Origin of the sequence: Lactococcus sp. LG1267 (genome assembly GCF_017309545.1) — a bacterium.
In the GTDB taxonomy this organism is placed as follows: domain Bacteria; phylum Bacillota; class Bacilli; order Lactobacillales; family Streptococcaceae; genus Lactococcus; species Lactococcus petauri.
The window spans coordinates 639,004-651,891 of the sequence record NZ_CP071295.1 but is presented as its reverse complement, the minus strand read 5'-3'; the positions used below and the strand labels follow the sequence as shown (position 1 = coordinate 651,891).

Genomic DNA, 12,888 nt, shown 5'->3' with positions numbered 1-12,888 from the left:
TACAGGATAATTTTTACACATTTTTAACCTAAAAGACACATTATACACATTAAGTTTAACATAAGTTTACTTTTTGTCAAAGCCTTTTCTTTGATTACTAAAAAGAAGCGAATAAACTTTATTGTAACCTTTCTGCAACTTTACACTAAGATATATTTTTGAAGGAAAATTATAGCTGTGTCTTAAAATTTATAAGTTTGCTATAATAAAGCCATGTACTCATCATTCAGTTACGAGAGCTATGGCTTGCCGTATCAAGTCTTAAGGCTTAAAGAGAAGTGTCAACCAAGTTTACAGCCCCAAGAACTTCTTGTAAAAATGCTTTATGCTCCGGTCAATCCTTCAGATTTAATCCCAATGACCGGTGCATATGCGCACAGGATAAGCCTTCCTGCTACTGCAGGCTATGAAGGGGTTGGTCTTGTCGCAGATGTTGGCTGCGCACTTTCGCGCAAACTTATCGGTCAACGTGTTTTACCCTTGGAAGGGGAAGGCACTTGGCAAACTTTTGTCAAATGCCCTATATCTCATGCATTTTTTGTTCCTGATACTCTTGATTTGATTTCCGCTAGTCAGCTTTACATCAACCCTTTGACAGCTTGGCTTCTCTGTACAGAAGTTCTTGCATTAAAACCTGGTCAAAAACTTGCTGTAAATGCTGCTGGTTCTACTATTGGTCAAATCTTTGCCCAACTTTCACAGATACTGGGATTTGACTTTATCGCTATTACACGCGACAGTAAAAAGCACCACCTCCTAAAGGAGCGCGGTGCTCAGGAATTACGTACAGACTTGGTTGATCTCGAAGTAGATGCTGCCATTGATTGTGTCGGTGGACAGGATGGGACAGATTTAGCTGCTTGTGTCCGATCGGGTGGAAAGTTTCAAGCTCTTGGGCTCCTTTCGGGCGAACAGGTCAACTGGGGGAAAATAGCCGAACTACCTATTGACATCGGTATCTTTCATCTGCGGCATTGGAATGCTAAACTCAGTCCCGAAGAGTGGCAAAAAATCATGCAGACTCTGGCTAACTTGGTTGCTGATAGACGTTTACTCCTCAACCAAGCCGTGGAAATCATCCCTTATGACCAGCTTATCTCGTCTTTAAAATATCCGCAAAAAAACAAACGGTTAATTTCATTCATAAAAAAAACGCACGAGCTCTAACTCGTGCGTTTATTACTTGCGGCTTTTTATAAAAACTGTGCCATATGTTCAAGGACTTTTTCTTTGCCTAAAAGAGCGATTGTTTCAGGTAATTCTGGGCCGTGCATGCTACCAGAAGCAGCGATACGGATTGGCATCCAAAGATTTTTTCCTTTAACTCCTGTTTCTTTTTGCGTTTCTTTGAAAAGCGGGAAGATGTTTTCAGCAGTAAAATCTTCTAAGTTTTCAAGTTTCGCGCGGAAAGCGCCTACCGCAACTGGTGAAGTTTCCAATTCCATCATTTGACGGGCTTCGTCTGTGAGTTCTGGGAATTCACCAAAGAAGAGGTCTGTTAACTCCAGAATTTCTTCAGCATATTTCATTTGTGGTTTGTAGAGCTTAACCAGTTCTTCAGCACGCTCATCAAAGCGTCCAGCTTCTTCAAGGAAAGGTTTTGTCAATTCAAAGACAGGCTCAAACTCTGCATGCTTGATGTACTCGTTGTCCATCCATTCCAATTTCTTTTGGTCAAAGGCTGCCGGAGATTTACTCAAACGTTTTTCATCAAAAAGTTTCACCAGTTCTTCTGGGCTGAATTTTTCTTGTTCACCACCCGGGTTCCAACCTAAGAGAGCGATAAAGTTGAAAATAGCATCAGCCATGAAACCTTTTTTACGGTAATCTTCGATAAATTGAAGCGTGTTGGTATCACGTTTAGACAACTTTTTCCCTGTTTCAGAGTTAATAATCAATGTCATGTGCCCAAAAACAGGCGCTTCCCATCCTAAAGCTTCATAAACCATCAATTGTTTCGGCGTATTGGCGATGTGATCATCACCACGAATAACGTGTGAAATTTGCATGTCATGGTCGTCCACTACTACAGCAAAGTTGTAAGTTGGGTAACCATCGCGTTTTTGAATAACCCAATCACCGCCAATGTTCCCACCTTCAAATTCGATATCGCCTTTAACCATATCTGTCCATTTGTAAATGGCTGTTTCATTTACAGAAATACGAACAACCGGTGTAATTCCTGCTGCTTTGCGTTCAGCGATGTAAGCTTCTTTCTCAGCCTCTGACATCCCAGCATATTCATTGACATAATGAGGTGCAACACCTGCTGCTTCTTGTGCTTCATGATCAGCTTCAAGCTCTTCTGGCGTTTTGTAAGAGTAATAAGCCTTTCCTTCACTCAAAAGTTGATTAATATATTTTTGGTAAAGTTCCAACCGTTCAGATTGGCGATAGTTTTCATGTGTTTCTGGACTTTCATCCCAGTCAATCCCCAACCAACGTAAGTTTTCAAGTTGAGAACGTTCCCCATCTTCCACATGACGTTCGCGGTCTGTGTCTTCGATACGAATGATGAAATCTCCATCATAATGACGCGCAAAAAGATAGTTAAAAAGTGCAGTACGGGCATTACCGATATGTAAAAGCCCAGTTGGTGATGGCGCATAGCGCACACGAATGTTATTAGACATAGTTTTCTCCTGTTAGTTTCGATCCTTTTTATTTTATCATATTATGAGCAATGTTTCTAACAGTGAGTCATTATAAAATCATACTGTAATTAAAGAAACACAAGCTTCATTGACTCGACAAGGAGGACCATGTTAGAATAGAGATATGACTAAAATTACATATGACAAAGCAAAAATCACAGACATTGATGATGTGATGCACATTGAAGAGACTTCTTTCCCAGCGGATGAGGTACTCTCACGCGCTTCAATGTTAGAACGTATCCAAGTCATTCCTGAGCGCTTTTTCGTCGCTCGAAATGAAGAAGGTAAAGTGGTCGGCATTCTTGTGGGCCCAACTTCTGATAAATGTTATCTGACAGACGATATGTTTGAAAAAACAGAAGCAAGTCTTCCGACTGACCGCTTTCAAATTATCGTTAGCCTTGCTGTAGATAGTGAATACCAAGGACTTGGTATTGCTACTTCATTACTGGATTTGATGAAAGAGGCTGCAGCTGAGGAAAGCCGTCAAGGCATCAGCTTGACTTGTGTAGAAAGCCTTATTCCTTACTACGAACGTTATGGATTCGTTTCAAAAGGAATTTCTGACTCACAACTTGCAGGAGAAACATGGTACAACATGGTTCTTCCTCTATAAAAAAACGCTGCTCAGGCAGCGCTTTTTTATTTAATTACTTATAACTTCATCAATGTCTGTGTAAACCATGTTATAGAAATCAGCAACAGGTTTACATGTCAACTTACCATGGTCTGCATTTAGTCCCTCTTTCAGACCTGAGTTAGCTCTCAAGGCTTCTTTATAACCTTTGTTTGCTATAGCTAAACCATTTGCGAGAGTGGCATTATTTAAAGCTGCTGTCGAAGTTACAGGGACAGCACCAGGCATATTACCAACACAATAGTGGATAACACCTTCTTCTTCAAAAACAGGGTTGTCATGATAAGTCACATGAGAACTTTCACAAGTCCCTCCTTGATCAATTGCCACATCGACAATAACTGCACCTTTTTTCATCAATGGTAAATGTTCACGGCGAATAAGCTGTGGTGTAGCTGCACCAGGGATAAGCGCAGCTCCAATCACTAAGTCTGCTTTAGAAATCAGATCTTTTACCGTATGATCAGTGCTGTAAACCGTGTTTACACGCCCTTGATAGAGCTTATCAAGCTCAGTTAAGGCATCTAAATTCACATCGACTGCAGTAACATTAGCATGAAGCCCAACAGCCATAGCGACAGCATTACGACCAACAACTCCTGCACCACCAAGTACCAAAACATTTGCTGGAAGAACGCCAGTCACTCCTCCAAGAAGAACACCACGTCCTCCAAAAGGACGTTCCAAGTATTTCGCACCTTCTTGGACTGATAAACGCCCTGCAATTTCAGACATGGGTTTAAGCGCTGGCAGTGCACCGTTACGGTCGCGGATGGTTTCATAGGCAATCGCGACAATTTTCTTATCTAAAACAGCTTCTGTCAATGCTTTATCTGCTGCTAAATGGAAATAGGTATAAAATATTTGTCCCTCACGCATCAATGAATATTCTGGCTCAAGCGGTTCTTTGACCTTTATAATCATATCCGCTGTTTCATAAATATCCTCGGCAGTTGGTAAGATATTACAGCCAACTGCTGTGTAAAGTTCATCGGAATATGATGAGCCTTCACCTGCCCCTTTTTGAATATAGACATCATGTCCAGCGGCAACATAAGCTGCAGCAAATTCTGGTGCAAGTCCTACACGATATTCGTGTTTTTTGATCTCTGTTGGAACACCTATTTTCATCAAATTATCCTCCATATAGATATATGCTTCGGGGCTTTTCCCCTTTTTTGTTTGAAACCATAATACGACAAAAGCGAAAATGTAACCGCCTTCATAATTAGAATAACATTTCTAAAGTTTTATTGCAACTATGAACTTATACGTATTTTTTGTATCTGTGTAACAAAAAAGAAGTCTAAAAAGACTTCAATTAAATTCTATTATGTGGCTACCTTCTTTAAAGTTTTCATGAACCAAGGATTTAACCGTAAGTTTGATAATGGCCATATTTGCCGCATTTTCATGCACCTTCAGTAGATTAGGTTCCTGTTTAACACATTCTTTTGCTGCCGCTTCTTCTAAGACTTCGGCATACACGTTATTTGAGGATAACCGCTCCCCCTTCTCTAAACTATCAAACCATGTAGTGAAAGAGACCTCAGGATTTTCCTTAATGCTTTGTACTTTACGGGCATGCTTATCAGCTACCATGTAAAATATATTTTCTTCATGGACTGATTGGATAAAACTCATAATCGTCGTTGCTGATCCCCCATCTTTTGTTAAACAACTCAAAGCAAGGTAACCCGGAAGAAGTCCCAATATACGTCGTACTTCACCTCCTTGACCTTGAGCACCAACACTCGTTGCTTTTTTATTGGTTTTCAACACGGTCAAAAGAACCAAGGGCAAGGTTAGTACTGCGTAGGAGATAAGTAAAGCTAGGATAAAAGTCAGATTTTTATTTTGCAAAAAATTTGTTGAAATAATACCAACAAGGACAAGTGCTGCTAGTACATAGATAAGAAAAAGTTGTAAAAAACGCTTAAAGTACATGTTTCTCCTTATTTTTGTTTAACTATTTTGGATGAACAAGCTCAGCAAAAATCATACGTCCTGCACTTGTTTGCAGAACTTTTGCAACCTCAACCAACACTTTTTTATCAATCATTTTGGCCGTATCTTCAATGACAATCATTGTACCATCTGGTAGATAGGCTACACCTTGCTGACGTTCAGAACCTTCACGAATGATTGTTACTTCAATCTGCTCCCCAACCACCAGTTGTGTCTTAACGGCGTTTGCAAGATCATTAATGTTTAGGACGATTACGCCTTGGATCTCCGCTACTTTGTTGAGATTAAAATCGTTTGTGACTAACTTCGCACCGATTTCGCTAGCATAGCGAAGCAGTTTAGTGTCAACCTCGCGTATGTCCTTATAGTCTTTATTAGAAATTTCAACATTGTCAAATTCTTTTAAGGAATTTACGAGATCCAAACCACGGCGACCCTTGGCACGTTTCAAGGGATCAGCACTATCTGAAATGAGCTGGAGCTCTAGTAATACAAAATTAGGTACAATTACTTTATCACTGATAAAACCTGTTTTTAATACATCCAAAATACGTCCGTCAATAACCGAACTTGTATCCAAAATCATAGCATGTTGAGCTGTAACGACTTCTTTGACCACGGGCTTATCCACTGCAGCGACTTCTTTACGTTTACGAAAAACGATTTTAAAGATTTCATCTCCTCGCTTATCAAAGACCGTATAGCCAAGATAAAGCAGACCAATAATCAGCACAAAGGAAATGATGTTGCTTAATACTGGTACCCCAAGTAAAGAGAGAGGAATCGTTAAAAGCACACCTACGGTCAGACCTAAAATAGCACCAATAAAATTAAATACCATTTTTGAAAGATTGACTCTCGTGATTTTTTGATCTAGTTTTTTCAATGCTCGCATCAGCAAATTGGACATAAAGAATGATAAAATAACAAAAATAATTGCTCCAATTAACCCATTTACAATTTCCTGATTAAAAGCATTTCCCTCTTGTCTAAAGAGGTGCCAAACCCAAGGGAGAGTAGTGATGCCTAAAGAAGCACCCACAATACCCATGAGAACATGAATTATCCAACGACGCATAAGACTTCCTTTCTGTACATAGCCTCAATTTTTTATAACTAAAAAGCTCTGTGTCAATTATATCACACATCATAACAAGATACTTGTTTGTCCCATTACGATTATGACATCTTGACTCACAAAGCTTTTTCTTAGCCAAACACTTTTTTCAAACATTCAGATAAAGTCGTCACGCCGATCACTTGCAAATTTTCTGGAATATCTACACCTGCTAAGCTATTCTTAGGCGCATATACTTTTTGGAAACCTAATTTACTTGCTTCATTGAGACGTTGCTCCATACGTGTGACACGTCGGATTTCTCCAGTTAGGCCAATTTCGCCAATAAAGCATTCACGTGCATCTGTTGGCTCTTCCTTATAGCTGGAAGCAATTGCCACAGCGACTGCCAAGTCGATGGCTGGTTCATCCAACTTGACCCCACCTGCAGATTTCAAGTAAGCATCTTGCTGTTGTAAAAGAAAACCGGCACGCTTTTCAAGTACTGCCATGATTAAACTCACACGGTTAAAGTCTAAACCGGAGGTTGTACGTTTGGCATTCCCAAACATGGTTGGTGTTGTCAAAGCTTGAATTTCAACCAATATCGGACGAGTACCTTCTAACGCACAGACGATAGCAGATCCGGTAGAACCCTCTAGACGTTCTTCCAGAAAGACTTCACTCGGGTTGGTTACTTCCACTAAACCACTGCCTTGCATCTCGAAAATTCCAATTTCATTTGTTGAACCAAAACGGTTTTTGACCGCGCGTAAAATTCGGAATGTATTTTGGCGTTCTCCTTCAAAATACAAGACGGTATCAACCATATGTTCCAACATACGTGGTCCTGCAAGTTGCCCTTCCTTGGTGACATGTCCGACAATAAAAGTCGCAATATCGTTAGTTTTGGCCAACTGCATTAATTCTCCTGTCACCTCGCGCACTTGACTAACTGAACCCTGGGTACTCTGAATTTCAGGCGTCATGATAGTTTGAATCGAATCTACAATAAGAAAATCTGGCTGTAGACGTTCCACTTCATTTCGGATACTTTGCATATTGGTTTCGGCATAAAGATAAAAATCTGTATCAATGTCTCCCAAACGCTCAGCACGCAGCTTAATTTGTTGAGCTGACTCCTCCCCACTCACATAAAGCACACGCCCTCTTGAAGCAAGTTGTGTAGATACTTGAAGCAGCAGAGTCGATTTACCAATCCCTGGATCGCCCCCAATAAGGACAAGACTTCCTGGAACGACACCGCCTCCAAGGACTCGGTTAAACTCATCTAGGTCGGTTTCCACGCGCGGTGTATCAAAAAGTTCAACCTGATCTAACTTCATGGGTTTAGAGTGCTCACCTGTCAAACTTACTCTCTGATTTTTTACCTCTTGGACTTCTACTTCTTCCACAAAGGAGCCCCAAGCGCCACAATTGGGACAACGTCCGAGTTTTTTTACTGATTTATAGCCACATTCTTGACAAAGAAAGGTTGATTTTTTTTTAGCTATTTTGAAGTCCTCATTTCTATTATTCTTATAGACTTTTATTCGTATTTTTGTTAAAATAATTATGGTTTAACTATAAGCCGCTGTAGCTCAGTCGGTAGAGCAACACCATGGTAAGGTGGAGGTCGATGGTTCGATTCCATTCAGTGGCATGAATAAATTTTAGCCTCTTAAGGCTTTTTATTTTACCCATTATTTGATTATAACATATCAAAAGACAGACTTCACTGACTGTTTTCTTTTCTCCTCAAAGAGTTCTTCAAGCTCTCAAATCCTCTTCCTTATGATAATTCAATACAATAAAAATGGTAGTTATAATAGCACTACCATTTTTATTGTATTTACTGTAAAGTACTTCTTAAAACGCTCTGTAAAGCCTATTTTTAGCTCTAAACAACACTATTGTCTGAGATATTCTTTTACATTTTTTACAAATTCTTCCTTGTCTTTTGAACGTTCCCAGACAGTTAAAATGTCATCATCCGTCATACTATGGGAATCAATACCTGCTTCATAAAGTGCAATACGTGCTTGACCTAAGTCCGTGGTGCTGCCTGATTCAGTTCTTACCGTATGGTCTGCTTCTGGAGCTTGGGGATCTGGAGACACTTTAGAAGCCTCTGTACTGGTATTATCCTTACTTGTTGATTCTTGGTTTTTTTCTGACTTAGACTGCTCTAAACTTGCATCATTTTTTGATGTTGCTGTATCGGATTTTACTGTACTTTCTTTGCTTTTACCTGCCACTGTACTGGAATCCTTTTGCGGTTGTTTATTGGTTTGCTGATTTCCACATCCAGATAAACCAAGTAAACTGACAAGGAGTAGAGCTACTACTGATATTTTTTTCATGGTTTCCTCCTACTTAATCGCAAATACAGGACGGCCTGCATTCCAATCCATAGCATCTTGACTAGGACGTCCCCATAGTTCACGCAAAGTTGTTTTTCCTGAAGGATAGAATAGTTTTCCATAAGGATCGTTAATATTTACTCGACCATTAGTGTTGACATAGTCGGAAACGACAACGGCATGGCCAATACCCACATTAATATAAAATATGAGAGGATAGCCTGCTCTGAGCAAAGTTTCTGCTCGGTTGATATTACTGATAACTTCTACACTACGTCCATAAGCTTTAGCAGTATTGATCAAATCCTTCCCTGAGAGTCCAAAGCTTTCGTGACTAATCGTATCCGCTTTTTTAGCAACAATTCCTGGGTCAACATTTTGTCCATAGCTTCCCCGTAGAATCATAGCCAAGCTTGTAGGCACACACCCTGAAACTCCTACATTGGAGCCATTCAATCTGTTATTCTTCCATCTTGCATCCAGCTGAGAATAATATATTGGTTGATTAGCATGAGGTTGTGGTGCTGCCGGAAGTTTCTGATTATTTACTACAACACTATAGAAGCGATAGAGAAATGCGGCCATCTCTCCACGTGTGATATCCGCATCTGGTTTAAAAGATGTCGCTGTATATCCTGTCGTTATCCCTTTTGAACTTAGCCATCCTATATCATTTTTAAACATATGATTTTGGACATCCCAAAACTTTGGATTATATTTTGCAGAAGCAGGAGCTTTTCCTGATGCTTTTGCCATCCTGTGCAGAAAGGCCGCCATTTGTCCACGAGTTACCTTACCATTAGGATTATAGTGAGGGGCTGTACCATTAGATACTGTGGTCGCTGTCAACCAAAGGATTTGGTTTTTGTACTGACTAACGTCTGTATAAACATTGAAAGGCGCTTTATATGCTGGTGCTCCTGCTAAGCGGTGTAGAAAAACAGCCATCTCTCCGCGTGTTACTTTTGCATTAGGGTTATAGGTGCTTGGCGTATAACCTGTAGTAATACCACGACCATAAATCCAGTTGATGTTATTTTTGAACATTGACTGTGAGATATCTCTAAAAGGAGATCCTGAATTTTTTACGGGTAATTGTTTAAGACTAACACCAACTCTGGGGAGATTTTTGCGTGAAAAATACTCTTGGGCAACCGACTCCTTGGCCACTTCCTTCTCACTGTTATTTTTCTCTGGTTTTTCAGTTGTGCTTCCTGGAGCTGTCCCGGTTTCTTCAGTCTCCTTATCTGAAGGGGGATTACTTTGATGGTCACTTTCAGAAATACTATCTTCCAGAGAGCTATCAGCAGTAGAACTATTTTCAGAACTTCCTTCTGAACTACTAGAAGCTTCGACCTCTTCTTGCACGTTGCTCGTTATTGGGGCACTGCTGTCCACATTTGTCGCTGTAAGCTCACTGGCACTTACCAATATTCCTTGTGTGGACGATAAAACGAGAGCGCTAAGCGTGAGTAATTTTTTATATTTTTCCACAAATGTTATTCCTTTTTCTCATAAATTCCTATTCATACGTCCTTAACAAAAAAGTGTCTTCGTTATTTTTAAAATTATTCCACACTACAACAGACACTATATCCTCTCCCAAGTTCGTAGTCCTTGATTTGATTATATCATATCAAAGGAAAGAATTTTATATTCTTTTAATCCCCACACTTAAAAAAGCCTCTTTATTGAAAAGAGACCTATATTTTTATAAAAAAGCAAAAAAAAAAAACATATTGAGTGAACTACCGAAATAAATATCTCGGTAGACAGAGCTAGACTAAGCAGTGCTACTCGACGTTTTTACGTCAACTCAAACACAGCGCCATCATCATAACACTCAATAAGTAATCTTATATAATATTTAAATCCGAACTCTCTTAAACAAGCTCGATGATTGCCATAGGGGCAGCATCACCACGACGTGGTTCAACTTTCAAGATACGAGTGTAACCACCGTTACGGCCTTCGTAGCGTTTAGCAATATCGTCGAACAATTTTTGAAGTGCAGTTGGGAAAGTTTCAGTTTCTTCGTTGAAATCTTTAATAGCGATTTCGTTACGAACGTAAGCTGCTGCTTGACGACGAGCGTGCAAGTCACCACGTTTACCAAGAGTGATCATCTTTTCAACTGTTTTACGGATTTCTTTAGCACGAGCTTCAGTTGTAACGATAGTTTCGTTGATGATAAGATCAGTTGTCAAATCACGAAGCATAGCTTTACGTTGTGAAGATGTGCGTCCAAGTTTACGGTAACCCATTTTTTTCCTCCTGTATTATTTTCGTTTTTTGAGCTCCAAGCCCAAGTCAGTCAATTTAACCTTGACTTCTTCTACTGATTTGTGACCGAGGTTTTTGACTTTAATCATGTCAGCTTCACTCATTTCCACAATATCAGCTACGGTATTGATTCCAGCGCGTTTCAAACCATTGTAAGCACGAACTGAGAAGTCCATTTCTTCGATAATTTTATCGAGGACACGTTCTGTTTTAACTTCTTCTTTAGCCACGAGAGTTTCAGATTCTGAAGCTGTTTCTGACAAGTCAACAAACAAGTTCAAGTGATCTGTCAAAATCTTCGCAGAGAGAGACAAAGCATCATCAGCAACGATTGTGCCGTTTGTAGTGATTTCCAAAGTCAACTTATCGTAAGATGCATCACCACCTACACGAGCTGGTTCTACTTGATAGTTAACTTTGCTAACTGGTGTGTAAATTGAGTCCACAGCAATTGTACCGATAGGTGCGCCTTCGACTTTGTTTTCGTCAGCAGGAACGTATCCGTAACCTTTGTTTACTGTCATCACAGCACGCATAGAATGACCTTCTGCGATAGAGAAAAGATAATGGTCTTTATTGACAATTTCGATATCACTATCTGTCAAAATGTCACCTGCGGTTACTGTCATAGGTCCAGTAACGTCAAGCTCAATTTGTTTTTCATTTTCAACGTAAGATTTGATCGCAAGTCCTTTAATAGCAAGGATGATTTGGACCACATCTTCACGTACACCAGGGATTGTTGCGAATTCGTGTTGAACACCTTCAATTTGGATTGAAGTAACAGCAGACCCAGGCAATGAAGACAAGAGAACGCGACGTAAAGAATTACCCAAAGTTGTACCGTAACCACGTTCAAGTGGTTCTACTACAAACTTACCGTAAAATTCTGTTTCGTCAAATTTAATAATTTTTGGTTTTTCAAACTCAATCATGTATAGTCTCCTCTAAAAGAAAAGTAAAGTGATTTTGCAACTCACTAACGATTATACACGACGACGTTTTGGAGGACGTGCACCATTGTGAGGTACAGGAGTCACATCACTAATAGAAGTTACGTTAAGACCAGCAGCCGCGAGTGCACGGATTGCAGATTCACGACCTGAACCAGGACCTTTAACTGTAACAGATACTGTTTTCAACCCTTGTTCTTGAGCAGCTTTAGCAGCAGCTTCAGATGCCATTTGTGCAGCGAATGGTGTAGATTTTTTAGAACCTTTGAAACCAAGTGAACCTGCAGATGACCAAGCAAGAGCGTTACCATGAACGTCAGTAATCATAATGATAGTGTTGTTAAAAGTTGATTGAATGTGGGCGATACCAGTTTCAATATTCTTTTTCACACGACGTTTACGAGTAATTTTTGCCATTTTAACTCCTTTCTAGATTATTTTTTCTTACCAGCGATAGCTTTAGCAGGACCCTTACGAGTACGTGCGTTGTTTTTTGTGTTTTGTCCACGTGTAGGAAGTCCACGACGGTGACGCATACCACGGTAGCTACCAATTTCCATTAAGCGTTTGATGTTGAGGTTTACTTCACGACGAAGATCTCCTTCGAGTTTCAAGCCGTCAAGTTCACGACGAATTGCGTCTTCTTGATCAGATGTAAGATCTTTAGTACGTACATCTTCTGAAACACCTGCAGCAGCAAGCACTTTTTTAGCAGTTTGAAGTCCAACACCGTAAACGTATGTCAATGAAATAACGATACGTTTTTCGTTTGGAATATCAACTCCAGCAAAACGAGCCATAATTTAATAGTTCCTTTCTATCCCTGACGTTGTTTATGTTTTGGATTTACAGGGCAAATTACCATAACACGACCGTTACGACGAATTACTTTACAGTATTCGCAGATTGGTTTAACTGATGGTCTTACTTTCATTGTGTCTTCCTTTCTATGGTTACTGTGCTTTCGCAC

14 protein-coding genes and 1 tRNA gene are annotated in these 12,888 nt (G+C 39.9%); 3 read left to right on the top strand and 12 right to left on the bottom strand.

The window, feature by feature from the left end; all coding sequences use genetic code 11:
* Positions 1–213 precede the first annotated feature (213 nt).
* Complete coding sequence (locus J0J33_RS03340; protein ID WP_206921769.1) at positions 214–1,167, top strand: zinc-dependent alcohol dehydrogenase family protein; 954 nt, start codon at positions 214–216, stop codon at positions 1,165–1,167.
* Positions 1,168–1,193: 26 nt separating this feature from the next.
* On the opposite strand, the gene gltX is transcribed toward J0J33_RS03340, so the two are convergent.
* Positions 1,194–2,633, bottom strand: coding sequence for a glutamate--tRNA ligase (gene gltX, locus J0J33_RS03335; RefSeq protein ID WP_019292995.1), 1,440 nt, complete (start codon positions 2,631–2,633; stop codon positions 1,194–1,196).
* A gap of 145 nt (positions 2,634–2,778) precedes the next feature.
* Here gltX and J0J33_RS03330 point away from each other — a divergent pair, with 145 nt between their 5' ends.
* The gene (locus J0J33_RS03330) at positions 2,779–3,273 is read left to right on the top strand and encodes a GNAT family N-acetyltransferase (protein WP_019291419.1); all 495 of its coding nucleotides are present in this window, start codon (positions 2,779–2,781) and stop codon (positions 3,271–3,273) included.
* Between the two features lie 30 nt (positions 3,274–3,303).
* Here J0J33_RS03330 and ald read toward each other — a convergent pair whose 3' ends face one another.
* The 4 genes from ald to radA form a co-directional block, all read right to left on the bottom strand.
* On the bottom strand, positions 3,304–4,425 hold the full coding sequence (gene ald, locus J0J33_RS03325; protein ID WP_019291420.1) for an alanine dehydrogenase: 1,122 nt from the start codon (positions 4,423–4,425) through the stop codon (positions 3,304–3,306).
* Positions 4,426–4,611: 186 nt separating this feature from the next.
* On the bottom strand, positions 4,612–5,241 hold the full coding sequence (locus J0J33_RS03320) for a pyridoxamine 5'-phosphate oxidase family protein (protein ID WP_019292996.1): 630 nt from the start codon (positions 5,239–5,241) through the stop codon (positions 4,612–4,614).
* Between the two features lie 22 nt (positions 5,242–5,263).
* A complete protein-coding gene (locus J0J33_RS03315) occupies positions 5,264–6,340 on the bottom strand; it encodes a PIN/TRAM domain-containing protein (protein ID WP_019291422.1) in 1,077 nt (358 codons plus the stop codon).
* Positions 6,341–6,471: 131 nt separating this feature from the next.
* Positions 6,472–7,833, bottom strand: coding sequence for a DNA repair protein RadA (radA, locus tag J0J33_RS03310; protein WP_029345652.1), 1,362 nt, complete (start codon positions 7,831–7,833; stop codon positions 6,472–6,474).
* Positions 7,834–7,909: 76 nt separating this feature from the next.
* Here radA and J0J33_RS03305 point away from each other — a divergent pair.
* Positions 7,910–7,982: transfer RNA gene (locus tag J0J33_RS03305), tRNA-Thr, on the top strand.
* Positions 7,983–8,229: 247 nt separating this feature from the next.
* Here the strand turns inward: J0J33_RS03305 and J0J33_RS03300 are convergent.
* The 7 genes from J0J33_RS03300 to rpmJ form a co-directional block, all read right to left on the bottom strand.
* Complete coding sequence (locus tag J0J33_RS03300) at positions 8,230–8,682, bottom strand: hypothetical protein (protein WP_019292998.1); 453 nt, start codon at positions 8,680–8,682, stop codon at positions 8,230–8,232.
* 9 nt (positions 8,683–8,691) lie between these two features.
* Positions 8,692–10,176, bottom strand: coding sequence for an S-layer homology domain-containing protein (locus J0J33_RS03295; protein WP_173816860.1), 1,485 nt, complete (start codon positions 10,174–10,176; stop codon positions 8,692–8,694).
* A gap of 389 nt (positions 10,177–10,565) precedes the next feature.
* Entirely contained in the window at positions 10,566–10,946 is a 381-nt protein-coding gene (rplQ, locus tag J0J33_RS03290; RefSeq protein ID WP_003133776.1) for a 50S ribosomal protein L17, read from the bottom strand.
* A 15-nt stretch (positions 10,947–10,961) separates the two neighbouring features.
* On the bottom strand, positions 10,962–11,900 hold the full coding sequence (locus J0J33_RS03285) for a DNA-directed RNA polymerase subunit alpha (protein ID WP_003133775.1): 939 nt from the start codon (positions 11,898–11,900) through the stop codon (positions 10,962–10,964).
* Positions 11,901–11,951: 51 nt separating this feature from the next.
* Positions 11,952–12,335 (bottom strand): 30S ribosomal protein S11, encoded by a 384-nt coding sequence (gene rpsK, locus J0J33_RS03280; RefSeq protein WP_003133774.1) that lies wholly within the window; start codon positions 12,333–12,335, stop codon positions 11,952–11,954.
* 17 nt (positions 12,336–12,352) lie between these two features.
* Entirely contained in the window at positions 12,353–12,718 is a 366-nt protein-coding gene (gene rpsM / locus J0J33_RS03275) for a 30S ribosomal protein S13 (RefSeq protein ID WP_003133773.1), read from the bottom strand.
* A gap of 17 nt (positions 12,719–12,735) precedes the next feature.
* On the bottom strand, positions 12,736–12,852 hold the full coding sequence (gene rpmJ / locus J0J33_RS03270; protein WP_014024193.1) for a 50S ribosomal protein L36: 117 nt from the start codon (positions 12,850–12,852) through the stop codon (positions 12,736–12,738).
* Positions 12,853–12,888: the final 36 nt, after the last annotated feature.